Source organism: Microbispora sp. NPDC088329 (assembly GCF_040685655.1).
Classification (GTDB): Bacteria; Actinomycetota; Actinomycetes; order Streptosporangiales; family Streptosporangiaceae; genus Microbispora.
Genome location: NZ_JBFBIP010000012.1, coordinates 202,900 through 220,362, shown reverse-complemented (window position 1 = coordinate 220,362; position 17,463 = coordinate 202,900). Strand labels below are relative to the sequence as shown.

17 protein-coding genes and 1 tRNA gene are annotated in these 17,463 nt (G+C 71.8%); 15 read left to right on the top strand and 3 right to left on the bottom strand.

Translation table 11 applies throughout. The features are described from left to right. The first annotated feature begins 79 nt into the window (after window positions 1-79). The 4 genes from obgE (at window position 80) to AB0O28_RS23165 (ending at window position 5,569) form a co-directional block, all read left to right on the top strand. Window positions 80-1,429: a GTPase ObgE gene (obgE, locus tag AB0O28_RS23180; RefSeq protein WP_363643359.1), complete on the top strand. Its 1,350-nt coding sequence runs from the start codon at window positions 80-82 to the stop codon at window positions 1,427-1,429. A 25-nt stretch (window positions 1,430-1,454) separates the two neighbouring features. Further along, window positions 1,455-2,603 carry a glutamate 5-kinase gene (proB, locus tag AB0O28_RS23175; protein WP_363643357.1) on the top strand — a complete coding sequence of 383 codons (1,149 nt, stop codon included), beginning with the start codon at window positions 1,455-1,457 and terminating at the stop codon, window positions 2,601-2,603. Next, complete coding sequence (locus tag AB0O28_RS23170; RefSeq protein ID WP_363643355.1) at window positions 2,596-3,852, top strand: glutamate-5-semialdehyde dehydrogenase; 1,257 nt, start codon at window positions 2,596-2,598, stop codon at window positions 3,850-3,852. Before proB ends, AB0O28_RS23170 begins: the two co-directional genes overlap by 8 nt. A gap of 136 nt (window positions 3,853-3,988) precedes the next feature. Next, on the top strand, window positions 3,989-5,569 hold the full coding sequence (locus AB0O28_RS23165) for a serine/threonine-protein kinase (protein WP_363643353.1): 1,581 nt from the start codon (window positions 3,989-3,991) through the stop codon (window positions 5,567-5,569). Between the two features lie 112 nt (window positions 5,570-5,681). Here the strand turns inward: AB0O28_RS23165 and AB0O28_RS23160 are convergent, their stop codons facing one another. Then, entirely contained in the window at window positions 5,682-6,701 is a 1,020-nt protein-coding gene (locus tag AB0O28_RS23160; protein ID WP_363643351.1) for a M48 family metallopeptidase, read from the bottom strand. Between the two features lie 104 nt (window positions 6,702-6,805). Between AB0O28_RS23160 and nadD the strand changes: the two genes are divergently transcribed. After that, entirely contained in the window at window positions 6,806-7,417 is a 612-nt protein-coding gene (gene nadD, locus AB0O28_RS23155) for a nicotinate-nucleotide adenylyltransferase (protein ID WP_363643350.1), read from the top strand. On the opposite strand, the gene AB0O28_RS23150 is transcribed toward nadD, so the two are convergent. Next, entirely contained in the window at window positions 7,380-8,597 is a 1,218-nt protein-coding gene (locus AB0O28_RS23150) for an MFS transporter (RefSeq protein ID WP_363643348.1), read from the bottom strand. The two genes, nadD and AB0O28_RS23150, sit on opposite strands and share 38 nt — an antisense overlap. Window positions 8,598-8,668: 71 nt before the next feature. Between AB0O28_RS23150 and AB0O28_RS23145 the strand changes: the two genes are divergently transcribed. From AB0O28_RS23145 to AB0O28_RS23130, 4 genes are all read left to right on the top strand, one after another. Continuing rightward, the gene (locus AB0O28_RS23145; RefSeq protein ID WP_363643346.1) at window positions 8,669-9,190 is read left to right on the top strand and encodes a winged helix-turn-helix domain-containing protein; all 522 of its coding nucleotides are present in this window, start codon (window positions 8,669-8,671) and stop codon (window positions 9,188-9,190) included. Between the two features lie 131 nt (window positions 9,191-9,321). Continuing rightward, window positions 9,322-9,726 carry a ribosome silencing factor gene (gene rsfS / locus AB0O28_RS23140; RefSeq protein ID WP_363643344.1) on the top strand — a complete coding sequence of 135 codons (405 nt, stop codon included), beginning with the start codon at window positions 9,322-9,324 and terminating at the stop codon, window positions 9,724-9,726. 25 nt (window positions 9,727-9,751) lie between these two features. Then, window positions 9,752-10,387, top strand: a complete 636-nt coding sequence (locus AB0O28_RS23135) for a histidine phosphatase family protein (RefSeq protein ID WP_357221380.1) — start codon at window positions 9,752-9,754, stop codon at window positions 10,385-10,387. 90 nt (window positions 10,388-10,477) lie between these two features. Further along, window positions 10,478-10,550 (top strand) — tRNA-Ala (locus AB0O28_RS23130). 177 nt (window positions 10,551-10,727) lie between these two features. Here the strand turns inward: AB0O28_RS23130 and AB0O28_RS23125 are convergent. Then, window positions 10,728-12,113: a hypothetical protein gene (locus AB0O28_RS23125; RefSeq protein ID WP_363643342.1), complete on the bottom strand. Its 1,386-nt coding sequence runs from the start codon at window positions 12,111-12,113 to the stop codon at window positions 10,728-10,730. Window positions 12,114-12,297: 184 nt separating this feature from the next. On the opposite strand from AB0O28_RS23125, the gene AB0O28_RS23120 reads away from it, so the two are divergent. The 6 genes from AB0O28_RS23120 (at window position 12,298) to AB0O28_RS23095 (ending at window position 17,452) form a co-directional block, all read left to right on the top strand. Further along, complete coding sequence (locus AB0O28_RS23120) at window positions 12,298-13,392, top strand: glutamate--cysteine ligase (protein WP_363643340.1); 1,095 nt, start codon at window positions 12,298-12,300, stop codon at window positions 13,390-13,392. A gap of 97 nt (window positions 13,393-13,489) precedes the next feature. Next, window positions 13,490-13,843: a hypothetical protein gene (locus AB0O28_RS23115; protein WP_363643338.1), complete on the top strand. Its 354-nt coding sequence runs from the start codon at window positions 13,490-13,492 to the stop codon at window positions 13,841-13,843. Further along, window positions 13,840-14,226, top strand: a complete 387-nt coding sequence (locus tag AB0O28_RS23110) for a hypothetical protein (RefSeq protein WP_363643336.1) — start codon at window positions 13,840-13,842, stop codon at window positions 14,224-14,226. The genes AB0O28_RS23115 and AB0O28_RS23110 overlap by 4 nt, the downstream gene beginning before the upstream one ends. A 94-nt stretch (window positions 14,227-14,320) precedes the next feature. Beyond that, entirely contained in the window at window positions 14,321-15,766 is a 1,446-nt protein-coding gene (locus AB0O28_RS23105; RefSeq protein WP_363643334.1) for an MFS transporter, read from the top strand. A 73-nt stretch (window positions 15,767-15,839) separates the two neighbouring features. Continuing rightward, entirely contained in the window at window positions 15,840-16,502 is a 663-nt protein-coding gene (locus tag AB0O28_RS23100) for an SRPBCC family protein (RefSeq protein WP_363643332.1), read from the top strand. A gap of 149 nt (window positions 16,503-16,651) precedes the next feature. Continuing rightward, window positions 16,652-17,452 carry a dienelactone hydrolase family protein gene (locus AB0O28_RS23095; RefSeq protein WP_363643330.1) on the top strand — a complete coding sequence of 267 codons (801 nt, stop codon included), beginning with the start codon at window positions 16,652-16,654 and terminating at the stop codon, window positions 17,450-17,452. Window positions 17,453-17,463: the final 11 nt, after the last annotated feature.

Here is a 17,463-nt window from a genome sequence, read left to right as displayed (position 1 = left end):
TCACAAGCAGCGCGATGAGGCGGATCGAGCATTCGGTCCGCCTCATCGCTTTTTCCATAGCAGTAAGGGGGAGCGGCTGATGGCCGACTTCGTGGACCACGTCGTCCTGCACATCAAGGCGGGTGACGGGGGCAACGGCTGCGCCTCCATCCACCGGGAGAAGTTCAAGCCGCTCGGCGGGCCCGACGGCGGCAACGGCGGACGCGGCGGCGACGTCATCCTGGAGGTGGATCCCAACACCGCCACCCTGCTGGAGTACCACCACCGGCCGCACCGCCGGGCGGGCAACGGCAAGCAGGGCATGGGCTCGAACCGGGACGGCGCCAACGGCGAGGACATCGTCCTTCCGGTGCCCAACGGCACGGTCGTGAAGGACGCCAGGACCGGCGAGGTGCTGGTCGACCTGGTCGGCGCCGGCACCCGGTACGTCGCCGCGCAGGGCGGCTTCGGCGGCCTCGGCAACGCCGCGCTCGCCAACGCCAAGCGCAAGGCCCCGGGCTTCGCGCTGCTGGGCGAGCCGGGCGACGAGGCCGAGATCGTGCTCGAACTCAAGACCGTCGCCGACGTGGCGCTGGTCGGGTTCCCCAACGCGGGCAAGTCGTCGCTGATCGCGGCGCTGTCCGCGGCCCGGCCCAAGATCGCCGACTATCCGTTCACGACGCTCATTCCGAACCTCGGTGTGGTCACGGCGGGCGAGACGGTCTTCACGGTCGCCGACGTGCCGGGGCTCATCCCGGGGGCGTCCGAGGGCCGGGGTCTCGGTCACGAGTTCCTGCGGCACGTCGAGCGCTGCTCGACGATCGTGCACGTGCTCGACTGCGCGACGATCGAACCGGGGCGCGACCCGATGACCGACTTCGAGGTGATCGAGGCCGAGCTGGCGGCGTACGGCTCGCTGCAGGACCGGCCGCGGCTGGTCGCGCTGAACAAGGTGGACGTCCCGGACGGCCGGGACCTGGCCGACATCGTCACGCCCATGCTGGAGGAGCGCGGCCTGCGCGTCTTCGAGATCTCCGCCGCCAGCCACGAGGGCCTGCGGCCCCTGGCGTACGCGATGGCGGAGATGGTGGCGGCGGCCCGGGCGCAGGCCCCGGTCGAGGAGCCCACGCGGCTGGTCATCCGGCCCAGGCAGCTCGGCGAGACCGGGTTCGCGGTGCGGCGCCTCGACGAGAACCGCTTCCAGGTGACCGGCGAGAAGCCCGAGCGGTGGATCCGCCAGACCGACTTCTCCAACGACGAGGCCGTCGGCTATCTGGCCGACCGCCTCGAACGGCTCGGCGTCGAGGGAGAACTGATCAAGGCCGGTGCGACGGCCGGCGCCGAGGTGATCATCGGTCCGATGGAGGGCGGCTACGTCTTCGACTGGCAGCCGTCGCAGGCCACGGAGGCGACCATGGGCCCGCGTGGCACCGACGCGAGGCTCGGCTGATCGGAGGGCCGGAGTGGGAGATGGCGTGACGGGCAGGGAACGGATCCGAGAGGCCGCGAAGCTGGTGGTCAAGGTGGGGTCGTCATCGCTGACCACCCCCCAGGGCATGATCGACGTCGACCGGGTGGACGCGCTGGTGGACGTGCTGGCCGCCCGGCGCAGGGCGGGCACGCAGATCGTGCTCGTGTCGTCCGGCGCCATCGCCGCGGGGCTCGGCCCGCTCGGGCTGCGCGCCCGGCCCAAGGACCTGGCCACCCAGCAGGCGGCCGCCTCGGTGGGGCAGGGGGTGCTGATCGCGCGGTACACCTCGTCGTTCGCCAGGTACGGCCTGCGCGTGGGACAGGTGCTGCTGACGGCCGACGACATGATGCGCCGGTCGCACCACCGCAATGCCCGGCGGGCGCTGGCCCGCCTGCTGGAGCTCGGCATCATGCCCGTCGTCAACGAGAACGACACCGTGGCCACCGACGAGATCCGCTTCGGTGACAACGACAGGCTGGCGGCGTTGGTGGCCCACCTGATCCACGCCGACGGGCTGGTGCTCCTGTCGGACGTCGACGCGTTGTACGACGGCGATCCCCGCAAGGACGGCGCCACCCGCATCGCCGAGGTCCGCGGGCCGGAAGACCTGGATGACGTCGAGCTGGGCACCTCGGGACGCGTGGGCACCGGCGGCATGATCACCAAGGTGGAGGCGGCCCGCATCGCGACCGGAGCGGGCGTCCCGGTGGTGCTCACGGCGGCGGCCCACGCGGCCCAGGCGCTCGCCGGGGCCGACATCGGCACCTGCTTCCACCCGGGCGGCCGCCACCCCGGCACCCGTCTGCTGTGGCTCGCCCATGCGACGACCGGCAGGGGCCGCCTGTATCTGGACGCGGGCGCCGTCGAGGCCGTCGTACGGCGGCGCAAGTCGCTGCTTCCCGCGGGCGTGGTGAAGGTCGAGGGCGACTTCGCGGCGGGCGACCCGGTGGACGTGTGCGCGCCGTCCGGCGACAGGATCGCTCGCGGCCTGGTGAACTACGACGCGGGGGAGATTCCCGAGCTGCTCGGCCGCTCCACCCGGGAGCTGGCGAGAACACTCGGCCCGGAGTATCGGCGTGAGCTGATCCACCGGGACGACATGGTCATACTGGAGCCCACCACCACACGTGACGGAGCACGAGGCAATGTCTGAGGCAGAGGAATTCCTGAAGGTCGCCCACGCCGCGAGGGACGCCGCGACGGTGCTCGCGCCGATGCCGCGCGCGCCGAAGGACGCGGCGCTGCGGGCCGTGGCCGGCGCCCTGGAGGAGGCCGCGGACGAGATCGTCGCGGCCAACGCGGTGGACGTGGAGCGCGCCAGGGAGAACGGCACCTCCGAGGCGATGATCGACCGGCTGCGGCTCGACGCCGGCCGGATCGCCGCGATCGCGGAGGCGGTCCGCCAGGTGGCCGACCTGCCCGACCCGGTCGGCGAGGTCGTGCGCGGCAGCACGCTGCCCAACGGCCTGGAGCTGCGTCAGGTGCGGGTGCCTCTCGGCGTCATCGGCATCATCTACGAGGGCAGGCCCAACGTCACCGTGGACGCGGCCGCGCTGTGCCTCAAGAGCGGCAACGGCGTGCTGTTGCGCGGGTCGTCCAGCGCGTACTCCTCCAACACGGCGCTGGTGCGGATCATGCAGCGGGCGCTGGCGGCGACCGAGGTGCCGGCGGACGCCGTGCAGCTCGTGCCCGGCCAGACCCGCGAGTCGGTCAAGCACCTGATGCGCGCCCGGGGCCTGGTCGACGTGCTGATCCCGCGCGGCGGCGCCTCGCTCATCAACAGCGTGGTCGAGGAGTCGACCGTGCCGGTCATCGAGACCGGGGTGGGCAACTGCCACGTGTACGTGGACGCCGACGCCGACATCGACACCGCTCTGAAGATCCTGGTGAACGCCAAGGCGCAGCGGCCCTCGGTGTGCAACGCGGCCGAGACGGTCCTCGTGCACGCCGCCATCGCCGGCGAGTTCGTCCCGAAGGCGCTGACGGCGCTGAAGGACGCGGGCGTGACCGTCCACGGGGACGAGCGGGTGCGGGCCTACGGCGCCGACGTCGTGCCCGCCACCGAGGAGGACTTCACGAGCGAGTACCTCTCGCTCGACATCGCCGCCGCGGTGGTCGACTCTCTGGACGACGCGGTCGCGCACATCCGCAGGTACGGCTCGGCCCACACCGACGCCATCGTGACCCGTTCCCAGCAGGCCGCCCGCAGGTTCGTGGCGACGGTGGACTCGGCGGCGGTCGCGGTGAACGCCTCGACCCGCTTCACCGACGGCGGGGAGTTCGGCTTCGGGGCGGAGATCGGCATTTCCACCCAGAAGCTGCACGCCCGCGGCCCGATGGGGCTGCCGGAGCTGACCTCCACCAAGTGGATCTACACGGGCGAGGGGCACGTACGAGGGTGACCGTCGGACGCGGGTGAGGACGGGACGCGGGCCGAGGCCCGCGTCCACCCGGCTCGTATGCGCTCCGACTTGTACGCGGTCCGAACGGCGCGCCTCCACCGATTCCGGCGGCGGGACCGCTATGGTTGGCGCTCCTATGGCTGGACGTCTCGGGCGGGTCGGCCCCTACGCGCTGATGGAGCGGCTGGGCCGGGGTGGCATGGGTGAGGTGTACCTCGCCGTCGGCCGCCGGGGCGACCGCGTCGCCGTGAAGATGCTGCGCGACCCCATCGAGAACGACGCCGACGCCCGATTACGACTCGAACGCGAGGTCCGGGCGCTGCGCCGGGTCGAGAATCCCTACGTGGCCCAGGTGCTCGACGCCGACCTGTCCGGCGACCGGCCGTACCTCGTGATGGAGTACGTCGAGGGGGAGAACCTCCTCGACGCCGTACGGCGCGGCGGGCCGCTGCCGGAGCATCGGCTCATCGCGCTGGCGCACGGCCTCGCGGCGGCGCTGGCGATCATCCACGCGGGCGGGATCGTGCACCGCGACGTCAAGCCGGCCAACGTCCTGCTGGGCGCGGACGGGCCGGTGCTGATCGACTTCGGTATCGCCCAGGTGCTCGACGCGACGCGGGTCACGATGACCGGCGCGTTCCTCGGCACGCCGGGCTACTGCGCCCCGGAGGTGTTCTCGGACGAGACGGTGGGAGAGCCGGCCGACGTCCACGGCTGGGCCGCCACCGTGGCGTTCGCCGCCACCGGACGGCCGACCTTCGGGCGAGGTACGGCGGAGTCGCAGATGTACGCCGTGCTGAACGGCAAGGCCGATCTCGTGGGGGTCCCCGCGGCCCTGCTGCCGCTGGTGCGGGCGGCGCTGCACCGCGACCCGGCCCGGCGTCCCACCGCCGCCGTGCTGGCCGACCGCCTGTCCCGGCTCGCCCGGGTCAGCGAGACGTCCACGACCGACCGCGGCGCCGATCGGGCCGGGGCGGATCCGGCCGCCCGCGGCCGCGCCGCCGAGGCGGTCGCGCGGGTCCGCGCGCAGGCGCCCGCGCGTACGGCGACGGGGAGGACCGGGGAGCCGGCGATGAAGGAACAGGCCCGGCCCACCGGCGGCCGTGCCAGCCGCCGTACCCGGACGGGCGAGAGCCGTACGGCGCCGGCGGCCCTCGCGGCGGCGGGGGGCGGCACGCACGCGCCCGAGGGGGCGCTCGGCATCCCCACCGGGAACGCCGCCCTGGTCCTGGTCGCGCTGCTGGCCGTCCCGTGCGTGGTGACGTCGGTGGTCTACCCGCTCGCGACCTTCGCGATCACGGCGGCCTTCGCCGTGGTCACCAGGGCCGTGTGGACCAGCCACTGGCTGGTGCGAGGCCGCAAACCCGGCCGTGCCCGCGCCTTCCTGCGCGCGCTGATGTTCCCCCTCACGCTGGCGGGTTCGCTGTTGTCGGCCGTCGCGTGGCCGGGGCTGCCCGCCGCGGCGGCGGCGTTCGCGGCCCTGTGGGTGGGTTCAGGGGCGCGGCTGGAGCCGGAGTGGTGGTCTCAGGCGGTGCCCGTCACCATCGCCGGCGTCGCGTTCGGCGTGGTCAGCGGCGCGATCATCGGCCGGGAGATCGAACGCGCGGGCGCGGCCATTCCCGGCCTGCGTCGGGAGGGACTGCGCGCGCTCGCCGTCCTGGGCGGCTTCGTCGCGCTCTGCGCGGCGGCCGTGCGCGCCGTGGCCTTCTTCTTCTGACGATCGTGGCTGGTCGTGACTTCGTCCGACGGTCGCGGGCAGCCCGCCGCGGCGCACGTGTGCATCGTCCGGACGGGCCTACCCCTGCCTGCTGTGCCCCGATGCCCCGAGGTCAGTTCTCGCGGCGGGCGAAGCGGTTGAAGATGCGCTCGCCGGCGTTGACCGCGCCCTCGGCGACATCGCGCAGCACGCCGATGAACGGATCCTGCGACTGGGCCCACGACTCGCGGTAGGAGTTGGCCGCCGCCTTGATCTCGTCGGTGATCTTCGCGTTGGCGTCGTCCTCCCTCCGCGGGTAGTCGCCGGCGATGATCCGGTCGTACTCTCCGCCGCGGCGCCACCGGTCGAGTTCGGCGACCCGGGTCACCGCGAACGGGTGGGTCGTGCCGAGCAGGTTGAGGACCTTCAGCAGGCCGTCCCGCACGTCGCCCGCCGTGTCGTACTCCCTGGCCTGGTCGAGGAACGCCTCGATGTTCATCTCGTGCAGGCGTGAGCCTCCGGCGAGCTTCATGAGCGCCCGCAGCGCGGCGTCGGGGTCCTGCCCGGCGAGCAGACCGCCGCGGTCGGCGGACATCTCCGCCTTGCGCTGCCATTCCTCCAGCGCGGCGACGATGACCCGCAGGCCGATGTAGCCGAGCGGGATCCAGGCCACCCGGGTGGCCAGGCGGGTCAGGATCTCGAGCATCGTGCCGTAGACCGCGTGGCCCGACAGGATGTGCGAGGTCTCGTGGCCGATGACGAAGCGCAGCTCCTCGTCGTCCATCAGGTCGAGCAGTCCCGTCGAGACGATGATGAACGGCTCGTCGAAACCGATCGCCATCGCGTACGCCTTCGGGTCCTGCTGCACGTAGATCTCCGGGATCCGGTGCAGGTCGAGGATGTAGGCGGTGTCGCGGCCCATGTCGTGCAGGGCGCGGAACTGGGTGTCGGTCGTGCGCACCGCGGAGGCGAGGAACATCAGCCGGAGCCGGCGCTCGCTGAACAGGCCGGACGTGCGCTTGAGCACCGCGTCGAATCCGGAGAGCGAACGCATCGCGACCAGTGCGGAACGGTCGGCGGGGTGTTCGTAGGCTCGCGAGCTGATGCCGGGCAGCTGCACGCGATTGCGATCGGGAGTGGTCATGTTCCGCATGCTATGTCTCACGGGCCGGACGCGCGCGGGACGCGGTGAGGAGCCAGGGCCGTCCGCGGGGGCCGGTTTCCGGTGTGGTCCGATAGGCGCGTTATCGTCCGTCCATGCGAAACGGGACGGCTATCCGGCGTTTGGGAGTGATGGGCGGGACCTTCGACCCGATCCACCACGGCCACCTGGTGGCGGCCAGCGAGGTGGCCCATCACTTCGATCTGGACGAGGTGGTGTTCGTCCCCACCGGCCGGCCCTGGCAGAAGGCGGAGCAGACCGTGTCCTCGACCGAGGACCGGTATTTGATGACGGTGATCGCCACCGCCTCGAATCCCCGCTTCTCGGTCAGCCGGGTGGACATCGACCGGCCCGGCCCGACGTACACCATCGACACGCTGCGGGACATCGCCTCCACGTACGGCCCGGGGGTGGAGCTGTACTTCATCACCGGCGCCGACGCGCTTGCGCAGATCCTGAGCTGGCGTGACGTCGACGAGCTGTTCACCATCGCGCACTTCGTCGGCTGCACCCGGCCCGGCCACACGCTCAAGGACCCCGGCCTGCCCGCGGGCAAGGTCAGCCTGGTCGAGATCCCCGCCCTGGCGATCTCGTCGTCGGAGTGCCGCGACCGGGTGGCCGCAGGCGAGCCGATCTGGTATCTGGTCCCCGACGGCATCGTGCAGTACATCAACAAGCGCCACCTGTACCGCGATCCGGAGTCCTGACGGCCCTTCGCCGGTCCCGCAGGCCGTACGCCGCGGCGAGCGCGCCGGCGAGCGCCGCCGCGTACAGCACCGGACGGTGGGAGGTCAGGGCGAGGAGTCCCGCGCCGAGGGCCATCCCGACGGCCGTCGGCACGAACAGCAAACTGTTGGTGGTCGCGGACACCGTGGCGAGCAGGTCACGGGGTGTGATCCGCTGTACGGCGGTGAATGCGGCGACCAGCACCCAGGGCAGGCCAAGCCCCGACAGCAGGCTCGCCGCCGCCACGACGGGCTCCGAGGGGGTGGCGCGCAGGGCCACTGAGACGGCGAAGAGGAGCCCTCCGGCGGCGGACAGCCGCGACTCCCCGGCCCGGCGCAGCGCCGGCCCCGCGATCAGGCCGCCGAGGACCGTGCCGCCGCCCTGGATCGCGGACAGCACACCGGTGAAGCCCGGCTCCCGGTGCAGACCGTGGTCGACCACGGCGAAGACGGCCGCGCCGTTGACGCCGGAGACCAGCATCAGCACCGCGCCGGACAGCACGAGGCGGCGCAGGAACGGATCGCCGAACAGGAAGCGCGCCCCGTCCGCCGTCCGGGCCGCCCACCCGCGCGCCGCGGAGGCGCGCGACCCGGCCGTGCGCGGCAGGCGCAGTGAAGCGAGCAGCCAGGCGCAGGCCGCGAAGGTGGCCGCGTCGAGCGCGACCACCGCGTCGCCGCCCGCGACGGTGAACAACCCGGCGCCGAGCAGGGGCGCGGCGAGACGCGTGCCCTCCGACGCGCTCATGCGCAGGCCGTTGACCTCGGCCAGCAACGCCTCCGGGACGGCCGCGGGCAGGACGGCCGCCTCGGCCGCGTCGAGCAGGACGAAGCTCACGCCGTAGAGCACCAGCACCGCGAACAGCAGCCAGACTTGCGCGGGGGAGCGGACCAGGAAGAGCAGGCACAGCGCCGCGCCCACCACGACGTTGGTCCAGATGAGCACGGGCCTGGCGCCGAGGACGTCGACCAGCGCGCCGAGCGCGGGCCCGGCCGCCGTCGGCGCCCAGAAGCAGAACGCGGTGAGACCGGCGAGGCTGTCCGACCCGGTCAGCGACTTCACCCAGATGCCCGCGACCAGGGACATGGCCATCGTGCCGAAACCGGAGACGACGACGGCGCTCAGATAACGGCGGGCGTTGCGGTCGGCGAGAGCGGCTTTCACGACGATCGATGATCGCCGCCAGTGACCCCCAAGTCAATGCTTGGGGGTTGTGATGGTGTTTACTTTCCGCCATGGCGGAGTCGGATCCCAGGCTCAGGGCGCTCGCGCATCCGGTGCGGCTGCGCATGCTCTCGCTTATGTGGGGCGAGCCCATGTCGGCAGCCGAGTTGTCCCGCGAGCTGGGCATCTCGCACGCCCTCGCGAGCCACCACCTGCGCTGCCTGGACGACGCCGGGCTGGCCGAACTCGCCGACGTACGGGTCCGGCGCGGCGGCCGGGAGCGCCGCTACCGGGCGGCGGGAGGCACCCCGCTGACCGAGCAGCGGGACGATTTCCCGCTGCTCGCCGAGGCGCTGGCGGGGTCGCTGCGCGAGCGGGCCGGGCGGCGGCGCGCGGGTGAGGAGGGGGTGACGGCCGACGCGGAGCTGTGGGTCGAGCCCGAGCTGTGGCACGACGTCCGCCGCAGGATCCTCGCCGCGGTCGTCGACCTGCACGACGGTGCGGCGGCCCCGCACACGCCGGGCACCATCCGGGTCGGCGCCACCGTCGCGGCCTTTCCTCTGATGGAATCGACGGGCCCCGGAGGACGTTGAATCCCTGATCCCGGGCATAACTCCGGTATCGCCGAGGTGTGCCGGTAGGGTCTCTGCGGGAAAGCCGGTTGTACGGGGGACCCGGACTGTGCACCCTGGAAGAGCCCGTCAACGGAGGACAGAACCGAATCGTGACAGCATCCGAGAGATCGATCCAGCTCGTGCGGGTGGCGGCCGAGGCCGCCGCCGAGAAGCTGGCCGACGACATCATCGCCTACGACGTGAGCGACCAGCTCGTCATCACCGACGCCTTCCTTCTCTGCTCCGCGTCCAACGACCGGCAGGTCCGCGCGGTCGTCGACGAGATCGAGGAGCGCCTGCGCGTCGAAGCCGACGCGAAGCCCGTACGCCGTGAGGGTGAGCGGGAGGGCCGCTGGGTCCTGCTCGACTACCTCGACATCGTCGTGCACGTGCAGCACGAGGAGGACCGCAACTTCTACGCGCTGGAGCGCCTGTGGAAGGACTGCCCGTCCATCGAGCTGCCGGAGAGCGTCAAACAGGCAGCCGAGCAGCGCGGGCACGGAGCGGCCCGGTGACGAACGCCATCATCGGGGCGGCGCGATGAGCCGTCGCGTCGTCTGCCTGCGGCACGGGCAGACACTGTGGAACGTCGAGAAGCGCTTCCAGGGGCACACAGACATCGCATTGGACGAGACCGGCATCGCGCAGGCGGCCCGGGCGGCCTCCCTGCTCGCGGCGCTGCGACCGACCATGCTCGTCTCCTCGGACCTGCGGCGCGCGTACGACACCGCCTCGGCCCTCGGCCGGCTCACCGGGCTCGACGTCGCCGTGGACAAGGACCTGCGCGAGCGCGGCGGCGGCGAGTGGGAAGGCCTGACCCGCGACGAGATCAGGGCGGGCTGGCCGGTCGAGTACGAGGCATGGGAGGCTCCGGGCGGCGAGGACGTGGCGCACGTCGCCGACCGCGTGGCCGACGCGGTCGGGCGCTGGGCATCGCGCCTCGACGAGGGCGGCCTGCTGGTGGTCGCCTCGCACGGCGCGGCGCTGCGGCTCGGTATCTGCAGGCTGCTGGGGCTGCCGCAGGAGCTGTGGTCGGCGCTCGGCAGCCTGGGCAACTGCTCGTGGTCGGTGCTGGAGGAGGGCCGCCGCGGCTGGCGCCTGCTGGAGCACAACGCGGGCACGCTGCCTGAGCCGATCAGCAGCGACGACAGCCCGGCCGCCACCGCCGACGGCTGAGCACCTGCGGCCGGTGACGATTAGGTAAACGGATGGGCATACCTATATGCTCTCCGAGCGCCGCGCCGGGAGCACCCGGAGCGGTGGCAAGGGGCTATAGCGCAGCTGGTAGCGCACCTCCATGGCATGGAGGGGGTCTGGGGTTCGAGTCCCCATAGCTCCACCCATCACAGAGCGCCACGGACGTGGACATCCTCCGTGCTGGGCGGGATGACGTTCTGCCAGGCGGTCAGCGACGGCACGAGTCGAACGCCTGGCAGTCGCCATAGGCCCTGGACACCTCTTCGAGGACGACGGCGTGATCACTCATGGTTCCGTATCTGCCTCGCCCACGGCGGGGTCAGAGGTTCTTGAGGTAGGCGAGCGACGGCATGAAGAAGTATTCGCCGCCCTTCATCGTCACCGTCTGGGGGACCTGGCGCTGCGGCGCGCTGAGTTTCGTGCTGCCCCACGCCTTCGGATAGCGCACCTTGACGTCCCGCTTGCCCTGGCCGATCACCGGGTCGTGGCCGGTGCCGTCGGCGGGGAAGCCGGCGTTGTCGGCCCAGCTCTGCTGGGTGAACTCGAACTGGCTCTGCAGGCTGGAGTTGAACGCCATGAACAGCAGGCCCACCCCGCCGGTCGGCCGGGTGCGCGGGGGAGCGTCGTCCCACGGCCGGTCGGTGCGGGCGCCGTACGTCTGGCCGCGACGGGCCATCATGACGCCGAGCGTGCGCTCCAGCCCGCCGTCACGTGAGTCGCGCGGGTTGGCCTTACGGATGTGCGCGCTCACCGGGCACTTGGACCCGGGGTCGTCGCGATAGCTGAAGTCGTTCTGCACCGGGTGGCCCTCGGAGCTCGGCTTGCCGTGCAGCCGCAGCGGGGTGCCGTTGCGGAACCGGCCCACCAGCATCGCGCCCGCGAGCGGCCGGTCGTCTCCCTCGAGGCCGAGCGCGTCGGCGAGGGCCTCCTCGGCCTCACGGAACGCCTGGACGTTCTGCTCCAGCTTGCGCAGGACGAGGTAGCTGCCGAAGTGCCGGCTCGGGTGCGGGGCGAGCGGGTCGGCGACGAGCACGTGACTGAGCGGAAAGAACGGGTTCCAGTTGGTGCCGGACTCGGCGGCCACCTGGTCGGCGAGGAACAGCGGCTGGCTGCGGCCGTCCACGTAGCCGAAGTGCTCGATGCCCCGCCCCTGGGCGTCGCGCAGGCCCTCGCCCTTCTCCTCACCGACGATCTTCGCGGTCTTCGGCAGCAACGCGAGGACGCGCTTGCGGGTGGCGGCGACCGGCTCGGGTGTGGCGTCCCCGATCAGCACGATCGCGTGGATCTCCTCCTGGTAGTGCTTCTCCCAGGCGTCGACCGCCGGGTCGCTGAGCGTGTCCTTACGCCGCTTCATCCCGGATTTGAACGCGTTGTCGGTGAATTTCGTCGTGGATTCGCCTAATTTGAGATAGCCGAATTTGCTGATGCCGACGCCGACGTACGGCGTCCCCGGCTTCTTCGTGCGGGTGAAGTCGCGGACCTCCTCCAGGTGCTTCCTGGCCGATTTCACGAGCGGCGCGAGGGAGCGCAGGAAGCGCCTGCCGTCCGGGCCGTCGCCGAAGTGCACGAGCAGCAGGGACATGCTTTCCCGCACGTGTGCCTGCAGGATGTTCGGCTGCAGGTTGTCGAGCATGGCCTTGGTGTCGGCGTCGAGTTTCGTCGAATCCCACGCGAGCGGTTTGGCGTTGGACAGGTTGACCGGCATGTCGATTTCCTTCCCCGTAGTGGAAATATCGGGCCCCCACCGATGAGAGTCATCATCCACGGAAAAGGTTCGGATGTACCGGGAACTCGGCGGCGTCTCCTGCCCCGACGCCGCCCTCCGGCACCGATCCATGCGTGATCGGCCAGGTCAGGCCTAATTCTCACTACCGGGGTAGTGATCGGTCATGACGAAGAGACGGCCTGTCGGCGTTGAAGAGGAGTTCCTTGTCGTCGATCTCGAGACCCGGCGGCTGACGCCGCTGGCGGAGTCGATGCTGGAGCGGCTGCCGGACGAGGGGTTCGCGGCCGAGCTGCAGCGGTCGGTGGTGGAGACCAACAGCACCCCGATGGAGGACCTGGGCGACGTGCGGGCCGAGATCGTGCGGCTGCGCCAGGCGCTCGTGTCGGCCGGCGAGCCGCTGGGGGTCGGAGTGATCGCCTCCGGCACGACCCCGATCACCGGCATCGAGGGCTACACGTTCACGCCGGGGGAGCGCTACGAGTACCTGTCGGAGTCCTACCGGTTCCTCGCGCAGGAGCAGCTCATCTGCGGGGCGCAGGTGCACGTGGAGATCGACGACAGGGACGTGGCGGTGCTCGCCGCCCAGCGCGTGGAGGCCTGGCTTCCCCCGCTGCTCGCGCTCAGCGCCAGCTCGCCGTACTGGATGGACGAGGACAGCGGGTACGCCAGCAGCCGGGCGCTGACCTGGCAGCGGTGGCCGACGGCCGGGCCGCTCGGCCCGTTCGCCGACGCGGCCGAGTACGACAGGACGGCCGATGACCTGGTGGCCTCCGGCGTCATCGAGGACCGGGGCATGGTCTATTTCGACCTGCGGCTCAGCGCCCACGTGCCGACGGTGGAGATGCGCATCTGCGACTCCTGCCCGCTCGCGGACGACGTGGTGCTGCTCGCCGGGCTCTTCCGCGCCCTCATGACGAGGGAGATGGAGGCCGTGGAGCGGGGCGAGCCGCCGACCGGCGAGCAGCGCCTGGCGCTGCTGCGGGCGGCCAACTGGCGGGCGGCCCGTGACGGGCTGGAGGGCGACCTGCTGTCACCGGTGACAAGCCGGCCCGAATCGGCTCCGCGGCTCATCACCCGGATGCTGGAGGAGCTGCGGCCGACCCTGGAGGAGCTCGGCGACTGGGAGATCGTCTCGGGGCTCGCCGACGCGGCGCTGCGCCGGGGCAGCTCCGCCTCCCGTCAGCGGGGGGCGCACGCGGTCAACGGGAAGCCGGAGGACGCTGTCGACCTGCTGCTCGCCGAGACCCGGCAGCGCTAGAAGCGGGCTGGAAGTGAGCTGGCAGGGCGTGCGACGGGGCGGGCACGTGGGCCGATAGCCTACTGGCCATGTCTGCGATCCCCGCCCCGAGCGCGGCATGAACGGCGCGTACTCCGGCTGGCTGATCGGCGCCGCCCTGCTGCTGGCACTGGCCGCTGTCGTCACCGCCGTGCGGGACCGGCCGATGGGGCCGGTGCTGCTGGCCGGGCTGGGACTGCTGGAGCTCGCGGTGCTCGCGCAGGCGGGGTTCGCGCTCGCCGGGCTCGGCCACGTGGTGGAGAAGGCGACCTTCATCGGCTATCTGGCGGGCACCGCGGTGATCCCGCCCGCCGCCATGTGGTGGGGCCGCGCGGAGCGTACGCGCTGGGGCCCGGGGGTCATCGCCGTGGCCGCCTTCACCGTGGCCGTCATGACCGGGCGGCTGCTGCAGGTCTGGAACGCGGGCGCATGAGCGCCCCTTCCGCCACCGGCCCGGGACGCGTGCTCGTGGCCGTGTACGGCGTCTTCGCGCTGGCCGCGACCTCCCGCGCCGCCGTGCAGATCGCCACGAAATTCGCCGAGGCGCCGTTGGCGTACGCGCTGTCGGCGTTCGCCGCAGTGGTCTACATCGTGCTCACGGTGGCGCTGGCCCGGGGCGCACGGCGTGTCGCGGTCGCCGCCTGCCTGGTCGAGCTGGCCGGGGTGCTGGTCGTCGGCACGCTGAGCCTGGCCGACCCCGCCGCGTTCCCGCACGCCACCGTGTGGTCGGGGTACGGCAGCGGATACGGCTACGTGCCGCTCGTGCTGCCCGTCGTCGGCCTGCTGTGGCTTCTGCGCGGCGTCCACCGCTCGTAAGGGCTTCTGAGAAGCACGGGAACAAATGAGAGCAGAGAAGGCTTTGGTATGGTGCCAATCGTAGGATGACTGGATGAGAGGAGATGTTGCGGCGATGAGTGCCGTCGTGACGCGGAGGGGCGTGCTGCGAGCGCGGTGGACAGCACAGGGCGGATCGATGGCGTGGTTGATCGCCGGGGGCATCGCCCTCACCGCGTTGAACCTGCGCACCGCGGTGACCAGTGTGGGAACCGTCCTCGACCAGGTGAGCTCGGGCCTCGGCATGTCGGGGGCCATGACGGGGCTCCTCACCACGTTGCCGGTGATGAGCTTCGCCCTGTTCGGCGCGCTGACGCCGGCCATGTCCCGCAGGATGGGGGAGCACAGGCTGCTGCTGGCCGCGATCGTCCTGCTGGCGGCCGGACAGGCCGTGCGCTCCCTCGTCGGCTCGGCCGTGCCGTTCATGGCGGCCAGCACGGTCGCACTGGCGGGCGGCGCGGTCGGCAACGTCGTCATCCCCGCACTGATCAAGAGGCACTTCCCGCGGCGGGCGGGTGCGATGACCACCGTCTACTCGACGGCCCTCGCGGCCGGGACGATGGTCGCCGCCGCCGCGACCGTTCCCGTGCAGCAGGCCGCAGGAGGCAACTGGCACGTGGCACTCGGGGTGTGGGCGGCTCTGGCCGCCGTGGCCGCGATTCCGTGGCTCGCGCTCAGGCGCGGTGAGCCGGAGCGGCGCAGCACTCCCGCGAGGCCCCGTACCGACGGCCTCCTGCGTAGCCGGCTCGCGTGGGCCGTGGCCGGATACTTCGGCTCGCAGTCCCTCATCGCCTACGTGATGTTCGGCTGGCTGCCACTGCTGCTGCGGGACAACGGCTACACCGCCGGCCAGGCCGGCCTCGTCCTCGCCGTGTTCACCGGGCTCGGCATCCCCGTCTCCATGGCGGTGCCCGCGCTCGCCACCCGGCCGTCCGGTCAGCGCCCGCTGGTGGTCGCCTTCGCCGTCCTGTACGCGGCCGGCTTCGCGGGCCTGCTCACCGGGCAGGCGCTGTGGGCGTGGTCGATCCTCGTGGCCGTCGGCGGGGGCACGTTCCCGCTCGCACTGGCGATGCTGGCCATGCGGACCCGCACGGCGGCGGGAACCGCCGCGCTGTCCGCCTTCGGGCAGAGCGCCGGATACCTCATCGCGGGCGCGGGACCGATCACGTTCGGCCTGCTCCACCAGGTGAGCGGCGGATGGGTGCTGCCGTTCGCCCTGTTGTTCGCCGCGCTCGCCGTGCAGGTGGCCACCGGCTGGTACGCCGCGGCCGACCGGACCCTGGAGGACGAGACTCCGGAGGACGCGGACGCCGCGGCGTCCGCGCCCGGCGGGCGGCGCGACGACCACGTCTCGCGGGGTGTGCGCGACCTCGTGGTGGGACGGGTGCGCCGGTCGGCCGAGAAGGCCCGGCGTGCGCGGTCGGGCGACGGGACCACCGCGGCCCGGCCGCGCCTGGCCCGCCCGGCCGGCCGGCGCGGTGCGGCCCGGGGGGACGAGCGCCGCAGGTCGGCCTCCCGCTGACGTCGCGCGCCCGGGTTTACCTCTCCCTCTCAGGGCAGGCGTAGTGCAGGAACCCACGAGAGAAGGAGGAGGCATGAGCTCGATCGAACAGTCCGTCGACGTGAATGTCCCGATCCGCACCGCCTACAACCAGTGGACGCAGTTCGAGAGCTTCCCTGAGTTCATGGAGGGCGTGGAGTCGGTCAAGCAGATCGGCGACACGCGCACCGACTGGGTCGTCGAGATCGCGGGCGTCCGCCGTGAGTTCGAGGCGGAGATCACCGAGCAGCACCCGGACGAGCGGGTGGCCTGGCGCTCGGTGGACACGCCGCGGCAGGCGGGCGTCGTGACCTTCCACCGGATCGACGACAACACGACTCGCGTCACCCTGCAGATGGAGTACGACCCCGAGGGCTTCCTGGAGAAGGCGGCGGACGCCCTGCAGATCGTCCGCATGCGGGTCAAGGGCGACCTGGAGCGTTTCAAAACGTTCATCGAGTCGCGGGGCGGCGAGACCGGCGCCTGGCGCGGCGAGGTTCCCGGTCCGCATCAGCAGGGCGGCACGGGCATCGGCGGGTCCGGCACGGGGTACGACATCGGCGAGCCGATGCCGCCCCAGACCGTGAACCCCGGGTATCCGCGCGAGACGCCTCTGCCTCCGCCCGGCACCGGACCGATCCCGCCCGCTCCCGGCACGGGTCCCGTCCCCGGCACCGGCCCGCTGCCGCCGCGTGACACGCCCGGCCCGGTGATCTGACCCGAAGTAGCGCCCGAGCGAACCCGTCTCCCGATTGTCTGGGAGACGGGTTTGTTATATGTGTGAGATCGGGAAATTATTTTACCCTGATATGATAAGAAAACTGTCTTGTAGCCTCACGGGCGTACCTGGTGAATTACACGAAAGGGATGTCGCCCGTGTGTTACGAGCCCGATTCCGTGCCGCCCGCCCACGGTTCTCCGATCACGACCGTCACATCGGAACGCCTCGTGCTGACCTCGGCGGACGGGGCGAACTTCGCCGCTCACCTGTCCCGCCCCGGCCGGGCGTCCGGTCCTGCGGTGCTCGTCCTGCCGGACAACCGGGGACTGTCGGGTTTCTATGAGCGCCTCACCGAACGGCTCGCCGAGCAGGGGCACACCGCACTCGCCATCGACTATTTCGGGCGTACGGCCGGGACCGATCCACGGCCCGACGACTTCCCCTTCATGGAGCACCTGGGCAGGGCGCACAAGGACGGGCTGTTCGCCGATATCGCCGCCGGCGCCGCACATCTGCGAGGCGAGGGATGCGAGGAGATCGTCTCGCTCGGCTTCTGCTTCGGCGGCAGGCTGGCCTTCATGGCGGCCCGGCCCGGCTTCGGGCTCGTCGGCACCATCGGCCTGTACGGATACCCGGACGTGCTGTTCGGCAACCCCGGCCCCACCCAGATGGCGGGCGAACTGCGCGGGCCGATCCTGGGACTGTTCGGCGGCGCGGACGAGGGCATCTCCCCCGAGGTGGTGAGTGCGTTCGGCGAGGCGCTGGAAGGCGCGGGAGTGGCGCACGAGTTCGTCACCTATCCGGGAGCGCCGCACAGCTTCTTCGAGCTGGGCCGCCCGGAACTGGTCGAGGCCTGCGCCGACGCCTGGGTGCGCATCCTCGCCTTCTTGAGGCGGACAGCCCGAGGCGACCTGACCTCGCCTCGGGCTGTCACGATCCAAGACTAAGCCTTCCGGCT